The following is a 22,546-nucleotide window of genomic DNA, read 5'->3' as shown; positions in this document are numbered from 1 at the left end:
CATGCAATTAGCAACCAGAGAAAAAATAGATAACGCTGCCAAACTTCTTTTCAGAATGACCGGCCTTATGGTGATTGCTATACTGGCGGGGATACTTTTAATGCTGCTGTGGAATACAGCAGCTTTCTTTTTAAAAGTAAAACCATTTGATTTTATTACCGGCACGCAATGGAACCCATCGGGAAGCCCCGCTATTTACGGGATGCTGCCGTTATTGGTGAGTACCAGCCTTGTTACCTTCGGGGCGATGTGTATAGCTATCCCTTTAGGAATTGGAACCGCCTCCTTCTTATCAGACTATGCCGGTAAAAAGTTGAAAAGCATTTTGAAACCAGCAATTGAAATGCTTGCTTCAGTTCCTTCGGTAGCAATTGGATTTTTAGGTATCGTTGTACTGGGTCCTGGCATTGCCGGAATGACCGGGCAATCAAATGGGTTGAACGCGCTCAATGGCGCCATTTTACTCGCTATCATGTCTTTACCTACTATCATCACAGTAACTCAGGATGCACTGGAGGGCGTTCCAAATGCTTATAAGGAAGCCAGCTATAGTGTTGGCGCAAACAGGTGGCAAACTTTAATACTGGTAACTATACCTGCTGCTGCACCAGGTATCCTGGCAGCCATTATGTTGGGAGTTGGGCGCGCTATCGGCGAAACCATGACCGTGCTGATGGCTACCGGTAACGTATCTGCGTTTCCAAAAGGATTTTTCCATTCTGTGAGAACCATGACAGCAACCATCGCTATAGAAATGGGCGAGGTTCCGTATCAAACCACCCATTATTATGGGCTGTTTGCTATAGCGGCCGTACTTTTTTTGATGACACTGCTGGTTAATGTTGTTGGAGAATATTTTGTAAATAAATACCGGAAATATCAGGCAGCATGATCAGGAAACTTACACCGGTTATTGAATGGGGAACTTTATTGTTAAGCACTGGCTTGGCCTGCTTTTTCCTGGCAATAATACTCTGGGACCTGATCAGTAAAGGTGCTCCCTCCTTATCCTGGGAGTTCATCAGTAGTTCCCCCACCGATGGAATGACTAAAGGTGGGATTTTACCTGCAATCATCGGAACTGTATTGCTAACGTTCATAACTGCCCTCGTAGCGGCTCCCTTTGGTATTTGCTGTGCAATTTATCTGAATGAATATGCTGTTGATAACTGGCTCACCAGGATCATCAGGGCGTCGATACGGAATTTAGCAGGCTTGCCGTCCATTATCTATGGTTTATTCGGGCTGGCGCTGTTTGTCCAGGGCCTGCAAATGGGTACTTCACTTTTAGCAGCCGGGCTAACCTTAGGCCTTTTATCGCTCCCTTACATTATTATTACTACCGAAGAGGCCTTACGGCGTATTCCTAATCGGATGCGAGAGGCCGCTTTGGCGGTTGGGGCTACGCAATTGGAATCTATCCGGGATGTTGTATTGCCTTCTGCGCTTCCGGGCATATTAACCGGCCTGGTGCTGACGTTATCACGCGCTGCCGGTGAAACCGCGCCTATACTATTTACTGGAGTTGCTTTTTACATCAATAAACCGGCGGCCTATTTAAATCAGGAATTTATGGCGCTGCCTTACCATCTATATATGTTATCCACCCAACACCAGGCTATTGAACAGGTAAGGCCGTTAGCCTACGGTACGGCATTGGTATTAATTATTGTGGTATTCTTTTTAAACCTATCCGCTTTCTATATCCGGTATCAGCACAGTAAGCATGAATAAAGAACACATCAAACTATCGGCAACCGCTGCTAAGCTATGGTTTGGCACCAAGCAGGTATTGAAAAACGTTACGGTAGCATTTCCCGAAAATAAAATAACCGCGCTGATCGGACCATCCGGCTGCGGTAAAAGTACCCTTCTCAGATGCTTTAACCGAATGCATGATCTATCGCCGGATGCCAGGATAGAGGGTAAGTTTCTACTAGAAGAGCAAAACCTTTATAAAGGCAATCTTACGGCTACAGCAGTTCGCCGGCGCATCGGAATGGTTTTCCAGCAGGCCAATCCTTTCCCCAAGAGTATTTATGAGAAAATTAATTATGGTTTAAAGATCAATGATATTCCTAAACACGAACGCCCCGCCATCATTGAAAATGCTTTGAAAGAAAGTTATATATGGGATGAGGTGAAAGATGACTTGCAGAAACCCGCCACCAAGCTGTCCGGCGGACAGCAGCAGCGCTTATGTATAGCACGAACCGTTGCTTTGCGGCCGGAGGTTATTTTGATGGATGAACCCTGTTCGGCATTAGATCCGATTAGCACTTCCAAAGTTGAAGAACTAATCCTGAAACTAAAAAAAGACTATACTATCGTGATCGTAACGCATAATATGCAACAAGCACAGCGCATAGCAGATAAAACGGTTTTTATGTATTTAGGGGAAATTATTGAAGCGGGCGATACGCATCAACTTTTTAATAAACCCCAACAGGAAATGACGGGCAATTACGTAAAAGGGCATTTTGGGTAGAGGACTGCGCTTTTATAATGATGCTTAAAAAATAATAGCTTATAGGCAAAGATCAAATACTGCATTTCCGTATCCTTACTTTAATAAGGGGCATCAGGCAATGAGGTGTTTTTTATATATCAGATATCACCTTCTTCCATTATAACATTTACAGAAATAAAGCGCCCGCTCAAATAAAAATTCTGATAAGCCGGCAATGGTTTTTCAATGCCCTACGTTGAATTCATTTCTAAGATATAAACTGTAAGGTTTATTCGGAAGATGATCACGTTTTCACTTTTGTAACGACGGTTGTTAGGGCTGAATATGGCATAAGTTGACAAATGTTGTGTTTTTATGTTAAAAAATTGGTTGCTTGAATCTGCTTCAAAAGTAATTTTACTCCTGCAAAGCTGCTACAATTCTAATCAAATAGCTGCTGAATTATAAACCAATAAAGCCGACCGGCGAGTTCTGTCAAAATTTCGATTTAAGTTATTAAAGCTTGATCGACCTGTATACTATAGTTTAGTTGTATTCAGGAAACGTACAAACCGGTTCGACTCTACAATCGATTGCAAACCTTTTCTGAGCTATATTTATGAGAGAATAAACCAAAAAGATCTTGTTTTGCCGGTCACCGTTCGTGGCCCGCAGTAAACTACGCCGGCATCAATATCATGGATTCTATAACCAATTAATTCAATCCTGATACAGGCTACCGGTTAAGCAACCAATTAAGTAAACCACCTTTTATTAAACCAAATGAAGTCATCCTTATACGGTACGGTCAATAATTATGAATGAGCTTAATTCATCCATCACTTAACCATTACTAATACGGAGACCTGTTTGAAATAAGTGGAGAATCTTACCAGTTTCCCAACCAATGTTTTCAATTAACAAACCAAAATATGAAAAAAAAATATTTACTAAGCACTTTCATGAGAATGACGGTTATAATAGTATTTATAAGTATTACTATTATAAACTCCACGTTTGCGGCTAATAGCCTGGCTCATTTGCGGTATACAAATCCTGATGTAATAACATCAGACGTAAACAAGGTTATCACGGGTAAAGTAACCGACGAAACCGGTGAAGGATTACCAGGCGTAACTGTTACATTAAAAGGTACTACCACCGCGGTCGGAACTGATGCCAATGGCGCATTCCGCATTGAAGTTCCTAATGATCAGGCGGTACTTGTTTTTACTTTTATAGGATACGCTTCCAAAGAAGTTTCTGTTTCAGATAAATCTGTGATTAACGTATCCTTAAAGGGCGATTCTAAATCATTAAGTGAAGTTGTTGTTGTAGGTTACGGAACACAAAAGCGTGCCAATGTAACCGGCGCTGTGTCATCAGTAAGCAGCAAAACAATATCAGCTTTACCTGTTGGCGGTGTTGATCAGGCCTTACAGGGCCGTGTTGCCGGTTTAACGGTTACCAATAATGGCTCGCCAGGTACCGCCCCTATTGTACAGATACGCGGTGTTAGCTCAATAGGTTATGGAGTTGACCCCTTGTACATTATTGACGGTTTTCCGGGCTCTATCGGCGGACTTGACCCAAGAGACATAGAATCGGTTGATGTACTTAAGGACGCGAGCGCCGCAGCAATTTACGGTTCAAGAGCAACTAACGGCGTTATCATCATCACAACCAAGAAGGGATCCAGGGGCAAGGTTGTGTTAAGCTTCGATTCATACGCTGGATTTCAGGAGGTTACTAAAAAGTTCGACCTTCTTAATACAAACCAATATGTACAATACGAAAGGGCTTTAAACGGAGCCGCCGGTATTGGTGTGCCGCCGCGTTTACAAGCAGCAAACTTTAATCTGCCCATCTATGCAGGCTCTTCGCAAACCTTCGCCCAAACCAATACAGACTGGCAGGACGCCTATTTCAAAAAAGGACCTGTGCAACAGCACGCTGTTTCACTAAGCGGTGGGAATGAAAATTCACGCATATTTACTTCTGCCAGTTACTTTAATCAGGATGGTATTACCGTTGGAACAAATTTCAGCCGTAAAAGCTTCCGAATGAATTCTGATCATAACCTGAACAAGTTTATTACAATCGGCGAAACATTCAATGTTTCGGAAACCCGCCAACGTTTTGGGATTCCTCCAGGCAACAGAACGCCCCTTACCAACGTGATAAGGATGCAGCCATACTTACCTATTTACAATCCTAATAATAACGGCGGCTTTTTTGGCCCACAAAGCAGTTTTGACGGTGCCGACCCGGTAAATCCGATAGAACAGGCACTAATTAACGAAAACCGTAATTTTGGTGTTGGAATACGCGGCAACGCTTATTTAACGGTAAAGTTTACACCATGGCTGAAATTCAATTCCACTTACGGCCTTGATTACGGAACAAACAGGCAAGAACAATACACCCCAATATATAACGATGGTGGTACTTCAAGTAACCCGCTTGCTTCAATAACCGAAAATACCGGAAGCGGCACTACTACGCTATATACACAACAATTAACTTTCGATCACACCTTCGCCAGCAAACACCACGTTTCGGCTTTGGCAGTTTACGAGGTGCAAACCAACCGTGGCGATAGTCAAAATTCATTTGGTAACCAAAATAACAACATTATACGCACACTAAACAACGCCACAAACACCACTACCAATTACACTTATAGTACTAACGTTCTTCAGTCGTTAGTAGCCCGGGTTGGGTATGATTTTGAAGGGAAATATTTAATTTCCGGTTCAATACGTCGTGATGGCTTGTCTGTTTGGGCTCCGGGCCACAAATATGAAAACTTCCCTGCGGCTTCGGTGGGCTGGAAGGTTGACCAGGAAAGTTTCATGAAGGATATTAAATCAATAAGCGAATTCAAAATTCGGGCCGGTTACGGCGTTACCGGGATAAACGGAACTGTATTGGGAAATTACCCTTACGTTTCCAATGTTTCTGCAGGTGGCACAACATATCCATTTGGCAATTTGGCAACAGGCGCTAACGCTGGTAACGGATCTTTTTACACTGCATTAAGTAATTATTTTCTTCATTGGGAAATAACAAAATCAACAAACATTGGTTTTGACCTGGGCTTATTTCAAAACGCATTTACACTATCGGCCGAGGTTTATAAAAGAAAAACCGATAACCTGATCTTGACTATACCTGTACCACCCAGCGAAGGAGTTGGCGCCCCATTGGGAAATGTTGGCTCGATGCAAAACACTGGTATTGAATTAACCGCAGGTTACCATAAAACCACCCACGACTTTAAATATGACATATCAGCTGTGTTTGGTTTAGGCAGAAATAAAGTTACCTCATTAACAGGAGCTGCAAACGGTGCGATAAGTGCCGGTGGCGATGCTGATTTTGGTGGTGGTGGTCCAATTACCAACACTTCGGTTGGCCAATCTATCCAGTATTTCTACGGTTATGTGGTTGAAGGCATATTCCAAAATGCATCAGATGTAACCAGCCATGCTACTCAAACAGGTGCAGCACCAGGCGATTTAAAATTTAAAGATATTAATCACGATGGCGTAATTGATGCTAAGGACAGGGTTAACCTGGGCAGTTACCTCCCTAAATTCACCTATTCATTAAATTACTCTGCCAGCTACAAGAATTTCGACCTTTCTTTATTTTTCCAGGGCGTATATGGCAATAAAATATTTAACGCCGAAAAAATTATCGCTCAAGGTATGTCCCGGTTATTTAACTCAGATGTTGCGGTGTTAAACGCCTGGACCCCTACCAATACCAATACCGTTATTCCGAGGGCTATTTCAGGAGACCCTAACTCGAATGTAAGGCCATCATCCCGCTGGGTTGAAAGCGGCTCATACCTTCGTTTAAAAAACCTCCAGTTGGGTTACAATTTGCCAATGCCGTGGCTTAAATCGGCCAGTAACAATTTAGTGAGCAAAGTGAGGATCTATTTATCATCAACAAACCTGTTCACCATTACAAAGTACACCGGACTTGATCCGGAGGTAGGCTCCAAAAACGGAACGCTTACAAATGGTATAGACTATGGTCAATATCCTTCGCCAAGAGTGTTCCAGGCAGGTTTACAGGCAACATTTTAACAATCATTAATTTGATATATTATGAAACACAAAAAAATTTATTTATTGTCAACCGTTATGTTGCTAACAATAACGGTGATCGTATTGTCCTGTAAAAAAACAGCGCTAAATACTTCTGATCCAAACAACCTTACTACAGGCAACTATTATAAAACGGCAGCGCAATTAAAGTCGGGCGTTAACGCCATCTACGCAGTTATGCATCAAAACAACCTCGTATCCCGGGAGTGGTATTACCTGCATGATACAAGGAGCGACGAAGTAGCACCAGGTGGCGGACAATTGGAAGCTCCAAGGCTCCAATTGATCAACAATACCGACGATCCTACAAACTCTGTGATGAATTCTGTATGGAATGGCTGGTACACGGTAATTTTCCGTGCCAATGTTGTAACCGATAATGCGCCAAATGTTACCGATAACATAGCCGACGCAAAAAAATCAGTGGGCGAGGCAAAATTCCTGCGTGCCTGGGCTTATTTCGACCTGGTAAGCATGTGGGGCGGGGTGCCACTGGTAACATCTGTTCCCAAAAGCCCAACCGATTTTAAACCACGTGCGGAGGTTGCCGCCGTTTATGCGCAGATAGTTCAGGACCTTACAGATGCAGCCGCAGTGCTGCCCGGGAAATCAGCTACTGATCAGGGACGGGCCACGGCATCTGCCGCCTATGCGATGCTGGGCAGGGTGTTAATGCAGCAAGGCAATTATGCTGATGCTAAAGCTGCATTTCTTAAGATACCAACCAGCGGGGCCGATGGCTATTCGTTAACTTCCCGCTATCTTGATAATTTTGAGTTAGCTACCGAATTTAACAAAGAATCAATTTTTGAAGTTGTGTTTGTAGATAAAGGAACCAATGGTTACAACTGGGGCGGCGAAAGCGCAACTGAAGACCAGTCAACAGTTAGAAACCAGGAATACTGCCCTGTTGCATGGAGAAACCTTATTCCTTCAAACAAATATCTGAATGAATTTGAAAGTACCGCTACAGGTGCGGTAAAAACAGATCCACGTTTTTCATATAGCGTTTATCAGAGCGGCGATGTTTATAACAATGGCCAAAGCACATTAACCGATGCCGATCAAAACGGAAATTCTTCGGTGTTGAACGGCGTTACCAAAAAAATCAGCTGGCGTAAATTCATGATCATTTACCAGGAAAGTGCTGCTACTGCAGGCTTCCACCCGGCCGGTAACAACCAACGTATTATCCGCTATTCGGAAGTTTTACTTAACCTTGCCGAGTGTGCTAACGAAACTGGCGACATTGCCGGAGCTATAACATACCTTAATATGGTGCGTTCAAGGCCAGATGTTGCCATGCCTCCTTATCCAACAGCCCAATTCCCGGTTGCTTCCAAAAGTGATGTGGTTAAAGCCATCATGCACGAAAAAATGGTAGAATTAGGCGATGAAGAAGTACGCAACATTGACATTTTAAGATGGCGCAAAAAAGGGTATTTCGCTACCGAGCCGATTGCTGCTTTCCATGCCAACAGAGACGAGTTATTACCTATACCTCAAGCTGAGTTAGATAATAATCCTCTTGTTACAGGACATCAAAACCCTGGTTATTAATTCACTTCGCACTTATTTTTAAAAAGCGGGCGGCCTACAAGCCGCCTGCTTTTTCTTATATTTATGTTAAACTATGAAAAGGCTCCTTATTGGTTTTACTGTTGCGATACTAATTTCGTCATGTAAAAAACATACGCTATTTGAGCAAATACCATCTTCTGCTTCCGGCGTTACGTTTAATAACCTGATTACAGAAAACGATTCGATTAATCCTATCGATAATGCCACTGTATATAATGGCGGAGGTGTTGGCATTGGTGATTTTAATAACGACGGCTTACAGGATATTTACTTTGTGGGCAACATGGTGCCAAACAAGTTATATATCAACAAAGGTAACTTCAGGTTTGAGGATGTTACTGCAACAGCAGGCGTAGATGGCAAAGGACGCTGGGGACGGGGCGCTTCTGTCATTGATATTAATAACGATGGCTTGCCCGATATATTGGTATGTAACTCGTTTGCCAATGATCCAAAAAAAAGGCAGAATTTATTGTATATAAACCAAGGGGCTAATAGAAACGGTGTGCCTGTATTTAAAGAGGAAGCGAAGGAATACGGCCTTGATAGTCAGTTTTTTTCTACAATGGCCAGCTTTTTTGATTATGATAATGACGGCGACCTTGATATGTATTTGACCGTAAATGAGCCAAACCCTGCCGAATTTCCGAACCAGTTCAGGCCCATTAATACCATCGGCACCGGCAGAAGCATGGGCCGATTATATCGGAACGACTGGGACCCGAAACTTAAACATCCGGTATTTACGGATGTATCATTAGCAGCGGGGATCAAGATTGAAGGTTACGGGCATGCTGCAACTGTTGCTGATATTAATCTCGATGGCTGGAAAGACATATATGTTACCAACGATTTTCTGTCTAATAATATATTGTACATCAATAATCATGATGGCACTTTTACCGATCAGTCTAAAGCATATTTTAAGCATACCTCTTTCAATGCCATGGGTCAGGATATTGAGGACATCAACAACGATGGGCTGGCCGATATATTTGAGCTGGATATGAATCCTGCTGATAATTTCCGAAAAAAAATGATGTCGGGACCAAGCAGCTATAACACTATTCAAAATTTTGACCACTACGGTTATCAATATCAATACGTTCGAAATACACTACAGCTAAATCAAGGGCCGTCTATAGGAGAAAATAACCAGCTTGGTAACCCAACTTTTAGCGAAATAGGCTTTTTAAGCGGTGTGGCCCAAACAGACTGGAGCTGGACCCCGATGATAACCGATTTTGATAATGACGGTTACCGCGATATTATAGTTACTAACGGTTATCCCCGCGACGTTACAGATCACGATTTTATTGCTTACAGATCCAATGCATTTTTAATAACGCCAAAGAAAGAAGTTCTCAAGCAGATACCGTCAGTCAAAATTCACAACTACGCTTTCTGTAACCAGGGCGGTGCGGAATTTAATGATGTGAGCCTGGATTGGGGCCTGGGTATTCCCTCCTTTTCGAATGGTGCAGTGTATGCCGACCTAAATAATGACGGCGCACTTGACCTTGTAATTAATAATATCAATGACGAAGCGCTGATTTATAAAAACACCGCCGGGGAGGATAAAGAAAATGTACACCATTACCTCAGTGTAAAGTTTAAAGGCCCAAATCAGAACCTCGAAGGAATCGGAACTTTTGTGGATATATATTACCAGCACGGTTTACACCAGGTTTATGAAAATACTCCTTACCGGGGCTACCTTACCAGCATTCAGCCTATAGCACATTTCGGGTTAGGTAAATGCAAAACCATAGACTCGGTGGTTGTTAGGTGGCCAAACAAATTCAGGCAAACATTTTTAAATGTAGATGCAGATCAAACTTTGTCTGCAAACGTTAATAATGCTCATCAAACTTATTCCTGGGAAAAACCTATACAGGTAAAAACTCCGTTGTTTACCAATATCACGGGCAAAAGCGGGGTTAAATACATTCATCGCGATACGGATTATACAGACTTTAATATTCAAAAACTTTTGCCGCATAAGCTTTCAGAGTACAATCCCGCGCTATCGGCAGGTGATATTAATGGCGATGGCTTAGATGATATAGTTGTCGGTGGAAATTTGACTGAGCCGGCACAGATCTTTTTTCAACAAAAGAATGGCACATTTATACAACGGGGCCTTTTAGAAGAAAAGAAGTATGATCACGCCTATCTTGATGGAGGAATTCTCATTTTCGATTCAAACGGCGATAAATTTCCTGATGTATTAATTACCGGCAGCGGTTATAAAACGCCGGCAAATGATCCCGCCTATCAGGACCGCTTATATATTAACGATGGCAAAGGCCATTTTACGCTTGCAAAAGATGCGTTGCCGGTATGCTTTAAAAGTAAATTATGCGTAAGAGCTTTCGATTACAATAACGATGGCAAATTAGATCTCTTTATTTCAGGCCGGGTTGAGCCCTGGAGATATCCCGAACCTGTAAATAGTTATATTTTAAGAAATGACACAAAGGACGGGAGGGTGAAATTCACAGATGTAACTAATGAAGTTGCACCAGACCTAAAAAAGATTGGGTTGGTATGTGATGCTATTTTTAGTGATTTTGACAACGATGGTAAAACAGATCTGATATTGGCAGGAGAATGGATGCCACTAACCTTCTTAAAAAACCTAGGCGGAAGATATGCGAACGTTACAGCAAAAAGTGGCGTCGGTAATAAAACCGGATGGTGGAACTCAATAATTGCCGGCGATTTCAGGCATACAGGCAGAACAGATTACATAGTTGGAAATGTAGGCTTAAACACCCTTTACCAGGCCAGTGAAGAATTTCCGGCCTTTATTACAGCAAATGATTTCGACAAAAGAAACCGGTTTGATGCATTTCCATCATTTTTCCTTCCGGGCAAGGATGGCATAAAACGCGAATACCCTGCAAATGTAAGGGATGATGCCATTAAGCAAATGATAACTTTACGTGCAAAATTCACCAACTATCATTCTTATGCGGAGGCTACAATGCAGGATGTGCTGAGCGCCGACCAAATGAAAAGTGCGCTGCGGCTTAAAGCTACCGAGCTAAGGTCCTGCTATTTTAGAAACGATGGCGAAGGTAAATTCACGATGGTTCCCTTACCTCTTGAAGCGCAGGTTTCAGCATTAAACGGGATGGTGGCCGACGATTTTGATGCGGACGGCAATCTGGATTTGTTGATTAATGGAAATGATTTTGGCACTGATGTTTCAATTGGAAGATATGATGCCTTAAATGGCTTGTTGCTAAAAGGTAATGGCAAAGGTGATTTTTCCCCTTTATCAATTGCACGCAGCGGCATATATTTACCTGGAGATGGGAAAGCGCTTGTAAAATTAAAGGGCGCGGCTGATAACTATTTACTGGCGGCAAGCGAGCACTTAGGGCCACTCCGAATTTTTCAACTAAATGCTCACGTATCCATGTTAAAAATAAATGATACCGATCAAAGCGCTGTTATCACTTATAAAAATGGCAGTAATACCAAACAAGAATTTTACTATGGTAGTTCGTTTCTTTCTCAATCTTCCAGGTCTATCCTCATTAGTGATAAAGTAGCGCAGGTATCTATAAAAGATTATTCGGGGAAAACGAGGTTAGTTAAATTTTAGGCAGGATAATTTTAGCGGTTTAATCAATTAATTAGCTGTTCCTAAAAGGCCTTTCTATTGGGGAAAATCTAAATCATTCTGCAAATCCATTTTGCATGATGATTTAGATTTTTCCTTTTTTAAGTGCTTTTTACTTAAAAATACCTTTGCCTTTTACCGTCATACCAGCCATGGGCATTGACATCGGCTGCGCGTTGGTATTAAATTTAAGTGTCCTCAAATTAAGTGGTGTTACCTTGCCATCTTCTGTTATTTCCAGGAATTGGTTAGGCTTTATTTTTTGAAGATGCTGCACGGTACCACTCCCTGCCCATCGAATCTCGATATCATCGATGATACCGGCCTGCCCTATCCCTATTTCTTGCCTTAATGGAGACGAACCAAAGCTTCCGCCGGAGTTTACATCTTTAAACACACTTCTTTGTAAGCCATTTTCTGTAATAGTGACTTTGATTTGTGACCCAATAGCACTCCTGTTTGACATTTTACCAACCAGTTTTAAACCTATCCAATTATTGTTATTTTGACCTGGATTAAGGTACAATGCGCTTTTATAAGCATCGCCTATGTAAGCCCCGCCCATCTCGATGAAAATATCCTGCAGGCCATTATTCCTAAAATCGGCAAATGACACGCCATGGCCTTTTTGCAAATTGCCGGTACGTGACGAACTGGTTACATCGGCAAATTTTTTGCCCCCTATATTCCGAAAAAGTTTATTCGGTATAAGCGATCCAAAATCGGGATTGCCGGTTCCAAAGTAAATATCGGGATAGCCGTCATTATCAATATCACCAAAATTACCCCCCATGCTAAACACTACTTTGTTCAGCCCTACATCACGGGTTACATTTGTAAATGTTCCATCGCGGTTGTTTTTAAAAAGAAAAATGTTGCCATTATTTGCCACAGGTGTACCCAAAGCCTCCAATGCAGCATAATAACCCAGGGTTGTAGTAAAATTATAACTACCAATCAAAATATCAGGCCAGCCATCATTGTTGTAATCATAAAACCAAGTAGTAAATGTATTTTGCGTAATATTAATGCCCGCCTTTTCGGTAACATCTTCAAAATCTACATTCTTCCCTCCCTTACATTTATTTTTCAGCAAATATTTTCTTCCGCTCATGGTAGAAACAAAAATGTCGGGCCAGCCGTCGTTATTGTAATCTGCTGATGTTACACCTTTTACAAAATCGTTGATCCCGCAATGCGCTTTTTGAGCCATTTCGTTAAAGGTACCATCATGGTTATTCATATAAAGCGCCGATGGATGGTTATTCTTAGGGTCCGTCCCGCCATGGCTTTCCATCCCGATAAAAACATCAAGCCAGCCATCGTTATTAAAATCGGCCCATACGGCAGTTTGTGTAGGATGCATAAATTGCAGGCCGGCTGCAATAGTAACATCGGTAAACTTACCGTTGCCGTTGTTTTTAAGCAATGAACTTGGCTGGTTGCCAAAACCATCCCGAAGCCAGCCTCCACGCATTATAAAAATATCGGGGAGGCCATCGTTGTTATAATCGGTTTGTTCAATATTAAGGCCGCCAACCTCATCTTGTAAGCCACTTTGAGCGGTGCGATCACTAAAAGTACCATCTCCGTTGTTATGAAAATAATGCATGTGATCCTGAAGATCCATCCCACTTGTAATGATGTCTATATAACCATCTCCGTCAAAATCGTCGGCAATGGAGCCGCCCGCCCTGCTATTCAGGTTAATACCAACATTTGCTGCAACATCTGTAAATGGCTTCACTTTATACGGCCCATCGTCAGCATTTAAGTTAGGGATCATATATTGGGCAGGAACCTGATCAGGATAACGACCTAACGTCATATAAGCTATATTTAACAGCCATCGGGACTGGGCATCATGAGAGTTACTTTTTAAAATATTCTCCAGTGTTTCAATGGCTTGCTGCGATCCTGTTTGCGCCTGATGTATGCCCGCGCCTTTAATTGGGAATATACATGATGAGCCGTTATGGCCAAGCATGCAGTTGGCACGTTCTCCTAAACGCATAAAAGCAACAGCCTGATCTGGCATTACATTTACGGGATTCATGTAAGGCGGCAGTTTTGAAACTTTTGAATATATGTCAACAGCCTGTTGTTCATGCCCTTCCTGTAACTCAAACAAAGCTTTTTTTAACAACAGTTGAACATCATAGTTTGGCGAATCAACCTTTAACAGCGAATCGCTGGCAGCAAGCCGGGCATCTGAACTAAAAATATTTTGAGGATTATAATTTCGTCTTTCAAGTTGCTGCAGCAAGTCTGTCATTTTCGCCGGCGAATGTGGTTTACATGATATTATTAAACCACAAGTACATGCAGCAAAAAACATGACCATTTTTGCAAATCGTGATAACATGATATTTTGTTTTAAAAATTAGATACGTTTTTTTGTTCCCTAAACCATGAAAGGCTGCCAGATATAGTATTTTGAACCGTAAAACGGACCAAAATACTATATCTAACAACCCTCGTTAAGAAGCGATTAGTAAAGATAAAAAACGACCATAGCCCCAAACACAACGTTTGTTTATATTCATATAACATCTGTATAAATTTACAGGAACTGTCTTTCAATAGAATTTGAAATTGCTTGTCCCTTGTAAAATCGGCAGACTAATGCAAACCGCTATTAACAATGGTATATGTTTTACCCGGAAGCGTGGCTACATCATACATCCAGGTTTTAGGTAAGTCTGGCTGAAGATTTTTATCGCTATTTTTTATGATCGGCGTTTGCAAATCCATTGTTTGGTAAAAGCGGTTTTTATTTATACCGCTTACTGCTGTCAGCAATTTACCATTCATTTGTTGATTGACACGCAGACGGCAGTTTCCGCCAAGTGAGGAATGTATCACCACTTTGATGATTTTATGGTTAGCCCATTTTATATCTACTTTAAAACCACCTCTTGCCATTAACCCCGAGATGCTGCCATCCTTCCATTCATCAGGCAATGCAGGCAATAGGTAAATCGCACCATCATGGCTTTGCAAAAGCATTTCTGCTATCCCTGATGTACAGCCAAAATTACCATCAATCTGGAATGGCGGATGAGCATCAAATAAATTGGGATAAGTGCCACCAGAGCCCCCGCCTATAGGTTTTATTTGATCTTTAATAAGCTTGTAGGCGTGATTGCCATCCAGTAAACGTGCCCAAAGGTTGATCTTCCACGCCATTGACCATCCGGTTGATACGTCACCACGATAATTAAGTGATTTTTTTACAGCGGCAAAAAGTTGCGGTTGCGTAAAAGGAGATATCTGGTTTCCCGGAAACAAGCCGTATAGATGAGAAACATGGCGATGATGATCATCCGTACGATCAAGATCTTCCAGCCACTCCTGTAACTGCCCGTACCTGCCAATTTGCATTGGAGGTAGTTGGCGGCGATAGGTGGCCAGGCTATCTGCAAATACCTTGTCAATATTTAGTTCGGCTGCCGCTCGTATAGCATCAGTAAACAAGCCATAAACTAACTGATTATCCATGGTGGCGCCTGCAGTAACAGAAACCTGGTTTTTTCCGTCGATATACTCGTGTTCGGGCGAAACCGACGGCGACACCAACAGCCAGCCATGTTCAGGATCTTTTTGAAGGGCATCAACGTAATACTCGGCCGCGCCTTTAATTATCGGATAATATTGCTTTAAAAATTCCTTATCGCCTGAGTATAAATAATGTTCCCACAGATGCTGGCAAAGCCATGCATTTGACGTTGGCCACAAACCCCAGAAAGCGCCGTCTACAACACCGGTTATGCGCCAGATATCAGTATTATGATGTAACATCCATCCACGTGCTCCGTACATTATCCTGGCAGTAGGCTTGCCTGTAACAGACAAATCTTTGATCATATTAAAAAGCGGAGTGCTTAATTCTGGTAACTGGGTTACCTCACTTGGCCAATAATTCATTTCGGTATTGATGTTAATCGTATACTTACTATCCCACGGGCCTTTAACTTCGCCGTTCCAGATACCCTGTAAATTGGCTGGCTGCGATCCTGGCTGAGATGAACAAATCAACAGATAGCGACCGTACTGGAAATACAACTCGGCTAATTGCGTATCATTATTGGCGGAAAAATTTTGGATCCGAAGATTTGTTGGCTGTTTTGCTGCACTATCTGCACCAAGATCGAGTTTAACCCTGTCAAAATACGAGCGATAAAACTTGATATTTTCAGCCAACAATTCATCGTAACTGTGCTCGTACGCCTTGCTTAAAATATTTTCTGCCCGAAGCATTGAATTTGCTGAAACATCGTGATAGTTGATAAAATTGGTGGCCATAGAAAGATATATCACGGCCGTATCTGCATTTGCGATAGTAATGCCCGAAGTATCTGCAACGGTTGTGCCTCCCGAATTTTTGACCCTGGTGAGCACATTAAATTCTATTTGTCCTTTTTGCCCTTCGTGCTCACTGCCCTGGCCGGATAAAACCAATGCTTTTTCGTTATTTATGGTAACTGAAGATTTAAGAGGGCTTTGAAGTTTTAGCCTGCAGTTAATCATGCCGGGCTTATTGGCTGTAAGTTTTACCATGAACACATTTGCGCCAAACGAAGTAAAAAACTCTCTTTTATAGTTAACTCCATTTAAAGTATACTTTACCGTAGCTGTGGCATTCGCTATATCCAGATCGCGATAATAATTGCTAACGGCATCTGATCCAGGAAAGCTGATATATAAATTACCGGCAAGTTGGTACGGCATGCCGCTATTACCTTTTGGGCCAAGTTTACTGTTAGCTAATTCTTGCGCTTCTGCATACTTTTTCTCAGCGAGCAACCGCCTAACCTGATCAATGTATGGCCTCGCACTTGAATCAATTGTATTATTGGGGCCTCCTCCCCATATGGTTGATTCATTAAGCTGAATACGTTCGTTTTGTACGTTGCCAAACACCATTCCCCCTATAAAACCGTTACCAAGAGGCAGGGCTTCGTTCCAGTTTTTAGCAGGTTGATTATACCACAATTTATATCGCCCGGAATTATCGGGTACGCTATTTTTTTTACCGGCATAATTTTTCTGTTGAGCCTGTATTGATGAAAATATCAATAATACCACAGCAAATAAGTACACTTTTTTATTAACTAATCTTGTCATATACTTTGGTTTGTAACGTGCAATCCTCATTGGACAGCATTATTATTATCTTTCTATTATATCATCTGTTTCAGCAACATCCGCGTTTTAAATCCATACCGTGTGCCTAATGCTTATAGCCTTCAGTAGTAAAACTCATTGATCACGCCTCATTGCGAAGTTCAACAAAACTCGGGTTAAAAATTCACTACAGACCAGTAAGCATTTTTGCGTTGAAGGTTTTCATTAAACAATAAAGGATACGCTTTTCTAACCGTGCGGGGCGTGTTCTCGCCTGCGGCAACTCCGCCAGTTAATCCTCCCCCTCTCTGGTCCAACCAGCTGTATTTGTCAGATACGTTCCAGAAAGTAACACTTGTTATAAACTTTTTATACTGCCTGAAGATATCGAACGCCATTTTGTATTGCGCTATTTGTTTGGCTTCCAATTCTGGCGTATAACCCGGGTCAGGGGTTGGCGGAGTTGATCCGGGCGCAGGTTTTGGTTGTGGCAAACGTATAGTAATATCCAGTTCGGTAAATTGTACCTTTAAACCTAACGAGGTTACTTCATCCAAAGCTTTACGTAATTCGTCGGGCGATGGTTCATATAACTTCCAATGTGCCTGCATGCCCACCCCATCAATAGGTACGTGGTCCTCAATCAATTTTTTTAACAATTTATATATTTTTTCTCTCTTTACCGGGTGTTCGCTGTTATAGTCATTGTAGTATAACTTAGCCTGCGGATCGGCTTCATGCGCATACCTAAAGGCAGCCTCTATAAAATCGGGACCATTGCATATATTGTACCAATTGCTTTTACGATATACCTGCGTTGTATCATCGCTATCATCAACGGCCTCGTTAACCACATCCCAGGCATAAATCTTCCCTTTATATCTTCCCGCAACAGCAAAAATATGATCCTTTAAGCGCCGCAACAGCAACTCTTTGGTAACCGGCTTTCCATCGGCCCCTTTAAACATCCATGCTGCTTCCTGGTTATGCCAGCATAAGTTGTGCCCGCGTATTTTAATATGATGGCTTACTGCAAAATCAACAATTTTGTCGGCATTTTTCCAATTATAGATATCTTCTGATGGATGTATCGGGCCCATCTTCATATCGTTCTCGGGCGTTACACTGTTAAATTCTTTCACAATTAATGCAGAATCAGGGCCATGCAGGGAAGCCATACTAACCGCTACACCAATTGGGAAATAGTTTTTATAATAATCTTTTAAACCTTTGTCTGGATGATCGGCTTTTGTACCCGCCTGGGATGAGGAAGCAACCTGATGTTTAGGTGTACATTGAACAAACGATAAAACAATAAACACAATGGCCAAGAGCAGGAAGCCCCGATTTGTTTGTTTAGTGACAGCTGAAAAATTCATAAATCATTAATGGTTTTATTTGATAGTGTTTAACTGTGCTTACATCACTCCGCGTTACTCATCTTAAACAGGTTAAAGCTTAGCGGTTTGTGTAAGCTTGTAACCCAACAATGAAAGCATCGCCTCGCCATATCGTTTGCCTAATAACCTGTAGCCTTCTGCTGTAAAATGAAGATGATCACGGGAGCAGGGACAACCCGCTGAAGAAATAACGTATGAATTAGTAACGGCCTGAGGTAACGTTGCAATAATTTTGTTCATCGCAGCGCAAGCACCGTCCTGGTCAGCATTTACCAATTCGCCTGCAAGTAATGGCACTTTCTTAGGATTCAGGTTTAAATCCTTGATCAAATTATCATAAATCCCTTTTACTTTTTTTGTCCATAGCGTATCGTTCGGGTTTGATTCTCCCTGGTGTAACAAAATACCTTTAATTACACCAGCCTTTTGAGCTGATTTGGCCAGTTCTATTAACCTTCCGTACGGATTTCCACCATATTCAGCGGCAATACTTTTCATCCAGCCGGGGGCTGTTGCAAGGTATGATTGATAACTATCCTTTTCAAAAATTTCAATTTTGGCACCGGCGACAGAGACATTTATAATGCCGATCCTTATATTTTCAGGAAGGTTAGCCACCAAAGTCCGGCCGAAATAATCTGCCGGGGTTAAGCCCGTAGTACACCGCGCCAATGGCGGAACGGCCCTATACCAATTATCTTTTATCCTGCCTTTGTCGCCACAATCAACAGCTTGCAACAGCTGAAACCGGCTATCAACAGCGGTAGTGTCTTCGGCTTCAATTTTTGCATTACCCTCCATATTTGATTGACCAAAGCAGATAAATATGTAAAATTTCTTGTCTCGCGAAAAGCTTTTCAGGCTTAACAAAGTGAGGCATGCAACGGCTATGAATCTAAACTTCATTTTCATGTATAATTTCAATTCTTAAATATCAGGCCTGCAAACTGGTTTAAGGAGCGTCTCCAGGATTGCCACTCGTGCGCTGTGCCCGGCGATTGGTAAAATACATGTTTAATGCCTGCCTTTTCAAGCCCCTCGTGAAAGCCCTTTACCATGGTTTGCATTCTTTCCTGCTCGGTAGTTCCAACACTTAAGTAAAGCACTTTAACCTTTTGGTTAAAAGCATTTGCATCAGCAAATACGCCGTTATACATTTTGGTTATATCGGTACCCGGCTGCATGAAACCAGCGCCGCTAAAACCTCCTATATAAGCAAATTTGTCAAGATTGGTCATTGTAGTTTGGAATGTTTGAAATCCTCCCATTGAAAGCCCAGCCATAGCACGGTGATCGCGGCTGGCAAGCGTCCTGAATTTTGCATCAACCATTGGAACAATTTCTTTCACAAGCACATCCGGAAAAACATTTCCTGCCATGCTCATTCCAGGTGCGTTAGTAGCTACCGGTTGCGTTGGATCTGTGGCATATCCCCTATCCATAACAACTATCATAGGCGTTGCCTGTTTCCCCGCAATGAGGTTATCCAATATAAAGTTCATTTTACCTTGTGTGGGCCAGCCGGTTTCGTCTTCGCCCGAGCCATGTTGTAAATAAAGTACCGGGTATCTTTTGTCGGTTTGCGTATCATAACCGGGAGGTGTATATACATTTGCCCGTCTCCAGGCCTTAGTTATGTTTGAGTAGTAATTTACTGAACGCACCTCACCGTGGGGCACATCTTTGGTGGTATAAAAATCACCCTCCGGATCAGGAATATCAATCCCGCTGGCCATTCTTCCCATACCGTAAAAAGTTTGACTTGACGGATCGACAACGGCAACGTCATCAATTATCAAAGAATAATAGTGAAACCCTAACACAATCGGGTCGGTAGTTACCGTCCAATACCCTCCGGTATCTTTGGTCATTGGGTACTTTTTCAATAAGTCAATTTGAACACTTTGTGCCTTCGGGGCCTTTACACGAAAAAAAACTGTATTGTCTGGAAATATCTGCGGGTATTGCACACCCGGAATATTAGTGGGCGCCGGTACACCTGCTTCATTATAAGAATAACGGGCAAACGTTGAGGCATCTACCGGCTTAAAAAGCATTTGTGAAAACATATATAAGCCGTTTTTCCAAACCTTAAAGTTATGGACGCCCGGCTCGATATAGTAAACATGCGGCACGCCTTTCTCTGCCAGGTAATCATGGGTGCGTTTGCTGAATGCAATTAGTCCGTCGCTTGATCCACATGATATCCAAAGTAATTTTAGTTTACTTTTTGCCGCGTCGGGGTTGGGAAGCAATTCTTCAGGTTTTTTTGTATTGGGGGCTGAGGAAAAACCACCTACCCATGAAAATACGTCAAGATTTCCTAACCCGAAATTTAATGATTGCCCACCGCCCATCGATAAGCCCGCCACTGCCCTGTGATCCTTATCAGTATATACGCGGTATTTACTATCAATAAATGGTATCAGATCGTTCAGTAAATCTTTTTCAAAAACGGCAAAACCTTGTACCTTATCGGGTGCCATGATATTTCCCGTCGCGCGGTCGTCCTTCATAGCTCTGCCGTTCGGCAATACTACTATCATGGGTACAATTTTACCTTGTGCATAAAGGTTATCCAATATCACCTGGGGGCTACCACCGTTATACCATTCTTTTTCATCACCACCAATACCATGCAAAAGATACAGCACGGGATATTTTTTGCTTTTAGAATATCCGGGAGGTGTGTAAATAAGAGCACGACGGGTATTACCCACCGTTTTTGATTGATAAGTGATAGTATCAATTTTGCCATGCGGAATATCTGTACGAAATACATCAAAACCCGCTCGTGCCTGGCTAACTATATCTTGCGAATAAACCGGTGCATTAAACAAAAGAACGGCGCATACCGCTAGGAAAACCTGCTTAATGTTTTGTAATATGTTCATTATTAATATTGTTTAGGGGTAAATAATTTATCAATTGGTTTGTGGTTGTATAAGCTGGTATGAGCCGCTGAGATGCATCAGGCTGAATACATACAACAAGCCATCATAATATGGATCGAAATATCCATCTGCATAAGGCTCAAGTTTAGCGGTCCAAAGAGGCCGCACAAAATCGAATTTTGTGTTATCGTTTATCATGAGCGAGGCTGAGGCCGAAGTGGCCACCAATCCCAAAGAATGCCGTAACTTCTTTACTCCTCCTGCCGGAAGAACAAACGCAGGCGTAGATCCGTCTGTATTAAACTGATCCTCAAAATCATTTATCCCCTTTGAGCGTAAAAAGTTTTGAAAACGCTTAGCATACCCTTGCTGCCACTTTTTGTCTTTCCCAAACCACACATAATCCATCGCGATATTCATTGGTACGCGCCAGGAGTCGAAACGAAAAGCCGACGGCATTCGCCTCCCACCGAGTGACTTGCCATTAAAATCGGTATTATCAGGATTAAGAGCTGTAACGGGGTCACAGGCCCTGTGTAAAAACGCTCTTGCTGTATCTGCACAATCCCGGTAAAATTGTTCATGGCCGTCTTTTGCATAAAGCGCCCATACTTCGTAAAACGCAGGCAAGTGATAGGAAGGATCTGTCCACTCATACCCGCCGCCTTCGGGCACAAAGGAAATTTGTTTCGCCGCAATGTTTATTAAAGGATGAACACTCGCGGCGCCTTCTTTTTTCCACATGGCGTCAAGTATCCTCCTGGCCTCTCCATAATAATTAATGCCTGTATTATTTCCCCACCGGTTGGACGCAAAAAGCAGGTCGGTGATATAGTATAATTCCCCGTCAGATGCAGAACCTTCTGAATTACGCTTCATAGTTTGCGGATTAATGCTCCAGGCAAAATACCCTTCGCTTGGTCCGTCCTGGTGTTGAAGATATTTTTTTGACCATCGCCATATACGGTCGAATACGTCTTTTTTATTAAGCTGAACCGCGATCATCATACCATACGAAAGGCCCTCTGTTCTGGCATCGTGGTTTTTCACATCAGACACGTAGGCCATTGAATCGCCTACCTCGAAATAAACCTTGTTGGGGCCTTCAAACACATCATGATAAGCCTTGGCTACCTTAATGTTGATATCATCCTTGCTGTATCCCGCTTCATGAAAAAGATCAGGATAAACGCCGGATGCAAAGGCCCCTTTACCTGACATTTTTTTTGAAGCTTTGTGATTTTGGCTATTTGCCAAAGCAGGCAGCAAAGCAATCATTACATACAATAACACTAATTTTTTCATACTCACGTGGTAGTTAAATAAAGATTTTGTCTTAC

At 42.2% G+C, this 22,546-nt stretch carries 12 protein-coding genes; 6 read left to right on the top strand and 6 right to left on the bottom strand.

The window, feature by feature from the left end:
* Nucleotide 1: 1 nt before the first annotated feature.
* From pstC to Q0R88_RS07660, 6 genes are all read left to right on the top strand, one after another.
* The gene (pstC, locus tag Q0R88_RS07685; RefSeq protein WP_295714602.1) at nucleotides 2–892 is read left to right on the top strand and encodes a phosphate ABC transporter permease subunit PstC; all 891 of its coding nucleotides are present in this window, start codon (nucleotides 2–4) and stop codon (nucleotides 890–892) included.
* Complete coding sequence (gene pstA / locus Q0R88_RS07680; RefSeq protein WP_295714599.1) at nucleotides 889–1,734, top strand: phosphate ABC transporter permease PstA; 846 nt, start codon at nucleotides 889–891, stop codon at nucleotides 1,732–1,734. Before pstC ends, pstA begins: the two co-directional genes overlap by 4 nt.
* Nucleotides 1,727–2,488, top strand: coding sequence for a phosphate ABC transporter ATP-binding protein PstB (gene pstB / locus Q0R88_RS07675; RefSeq protein WP_295714596.1), 762 nt, complete (start codon nucleotides 1,727–1,729; stop codon nucleotides 2,486–2,488). The genes pstA and pstB overlap by 8 nt, the downstream gene beginning before the upstream one ends.
* An 893-nt stretch (nucleotides 2,489–3,381) precedes the next feature.
* Nucleotides 3,382–6,549, top strand: coding sequence for a TonB-dependent receptor (locus Q0R88_RS07670; RefSeq protein ID WP_295714594.1), 3,168 nt, complete (start codon nucleotides 3,382–3,384; stop codon nucleotides 6,547–6,549).
* A gap of 21 nt (nucleotides 6,550–6,570) precedes the next feature.
* Complete coding sequence (locus tag Q0R88_RS07665; RefSeq protein ID WP_295714592.1) at nucleotides 6,571–8,130, top strand: RagB/SusD family nutrient uptake outer membrane protein; 1,560 nt, start codon at nucleotides 6,571–6,573, stop codon at nucleotides 8,128–8,130.
* Between the two features lie 73 nt (nucleotides 8,131–8,203).
* A complete protein-coding gene (locus Q0R88_RS07660; RefSeq protein ID WP_295714590.1) occupies nucleotides 8,204–11,767 on the top strand; it encodes a VCBS repeat-containing protein in 3,564 nt (1,187 codons plus the stop codon).
* A gap of 130 nt (nucleotides 11,768–11,897) precedes the next feature.
* On the opposite strand, the gene Q0R88_RS07655 is transcribed toward Q0R88_RS07660, so the two are convergent.
* From Q0R88_RS07655 to Q0R88_RS07630, 6 genes are all read right to left on the bottom strand, one after another.
* Nucleotides 11,898–14,060 (bottom strand): CRTAC1 family protein, encoded by a 2,163-nt coding sequence (locus tag Q0R88_RS07655; RefSeq protein WP_295714588.1) that lies wholly within the window; start codon nucleotides 14,058–14,060, stop codon nucleotides 11,898–11,900.
* A gap of 347 nt (nucleotides 14,061–14,407) precedes the next feature.
* Complete coding sequence (locus Q0R88_RS07650; protein ID WP_295714587.1) at nucleotides 14,408–16,912, bottom strand: glycoside hydrolase N-terminal domain-containing protein; 2,505 nt, start codon at nucleotides 16,910–16,912, stop codon at nucleotides 14,408–14,410.
* A 176-nt stretch (nucleotides 16,913–17,088) separates the two neighbouring features.
* Nucleotides 17,089–18,291 (bottom strand): endo-1,4-beta-xylanase, encoded by a 1,203-nt coding sequence (locus Q0R88_RS07645; protein WP_295714584.1) that lies wholly within the window; start codon nucleotides 18,289–18,291, stop codon nucleotides 17,089–17,091.
* 72 nt (nucleotides 18,292–18,363) lie between these two features.
* Nucleotides 18,364–19,218, bottom strand: coding sequence for a sialate O-acetylesterase (locus tag Q0R88_RS07640; RefSeq protein ID WP_295714581.1), 855 nt, complete (start codon nucleotides 19,216–19,218; stop codon nucleotides 18,364–18,366).
* 14 nt (nucleotides 19,219–19,232) lie between these two features.
* Nucleotides 19,233–21,206 carry an alpha/beta hydrolase-fold protein gene (locus Q0R88_RS07635; RefSeq protein ID WP_295714578.1) on the bottom strand — a complete coding sequence of 658 codons (1,974 nt, stop codon included), beginning with the start codon at nucleotides 21,204–21,206 and terminating at the stop codon, nucleotides 19,233–19,235.
* Between the two features lie 30 nt (nucleotides 21,207–21,236).
* Nucleotides 21,237–22,511 (bottom strand): glycosyl hydrolase family 8, encoded by a 1,275-nt coding sequence (locus Q0R88_RS07630; protein WP_295714575.1) that lies wholly within the window; start codon nucleotides 22,509–22,511, stop codon nucleotides 21,237–21,239.
* Nucleotides 22,512–22,546: the final 35 nt, after the last annotated feature.

Origin of the sequence: Mucilaginibacter sp., assembly GCF_025362475.1 — a bacterium.
Taxonomy (GTDB): Bacteria; Bacteroidota; Bacteroidia; order Sphingobacteriales; family Sphingobacteriaceae; genus Mucilaginibacter.
This window is presented reverse-complemented; position numbering and strand designations above follow the sequence as displayed.

What these genes read in the sequence shown, in the direction of transcription:
- pstC (WP_295714602.1), top strand. Translation starts at nt 2, where the DNA reads ATGCAATTAGCAACCAGAGAAAAAATAGATAACGCTGCCAAACTTCTT.
- pstA (WP_295714599.1), top strand. Translation starts at nt 889, where the DNA reads ATGATCAGGAAACTTACACCGGTTATTGAATGGGGAACTTTATTGTTA.
- pstB (WP_295714596.1), top strand. Translation starts at nt 1,727, where the DNA reads ATGAATAAAGAACACATCAAACTATCGGCAACCGCTGCTAAGCTATGG.
- Q0R88_RS07670 (WP_295714594.1), top strand. Translation starts at nt 3,382, where the DNA reads ATGAAAAAAAAATATTTACTAAGCACTTTCATGAGAATGACGGTTATA.
- Q0R88_RS07665 (WP_295714592.1), top strand. Translation starts at nt 6,571, where the DNA reads ATGAAACACAAAAAAATTTATTTATTGTCAACCGTTATGTTGCTAACA.
- Q0R88_RS07660 (WP_295714590.1), top strand. Translation starts at nt 8,204, where the DNA reads ATGAAAAGGCTCCTTATTGGTTTTACTGTTGCGATACTAATTTCGTCA.
- Q0R88_RS07655 (WP_295714588.1), bottom strand. Translation starts at nt 14,060, where the DNA reads ATGACAGACTTGCTGCAGCAACTTGAAAGACGAAATTATAATCCTCAA.
- Q0R88_RS07650 (WP_295714587.1), bottom strand. Translation starts at nt 16,912, where the DNA reads ATGACAAGATTAGTTAATAAAAAAGTGTACTTATTTGCTGTGGTATTA.
- Q0R88_RS07645 (WP_295714584.1), bottom strand. Translation starts at nt 18,291, where the DNA reads ATGAATTTTTCAGCTGTCACTAAACAAACAAATCGGGGCTTCCTGCTC.
- Q0R88_RS07640 (WP_295714581.1), bottom strand. Translation starts at nt 19,218, where the DNA reads ATGAAGTTTAGATTCATAGCCGTTGCATGCCTCACTTTGTTAAGCCTG.
- Q0R88_RS07635 (WP_295714578.1), bottom strand. Translation starts at nt 21,206, where the DNA reads ATGAACATATTACAAAACATTAAGCAGGTTTTCCTAGCGGTATGCGCC.
- Q0R88_RS07630 (WP_295714575.1), bottom strand. Translation starts at nt 22,511, where the DNA reads ATGAAAAAATTAGTGTTATTGTATGTAATGATTGCTTTGCTGCCTGCT.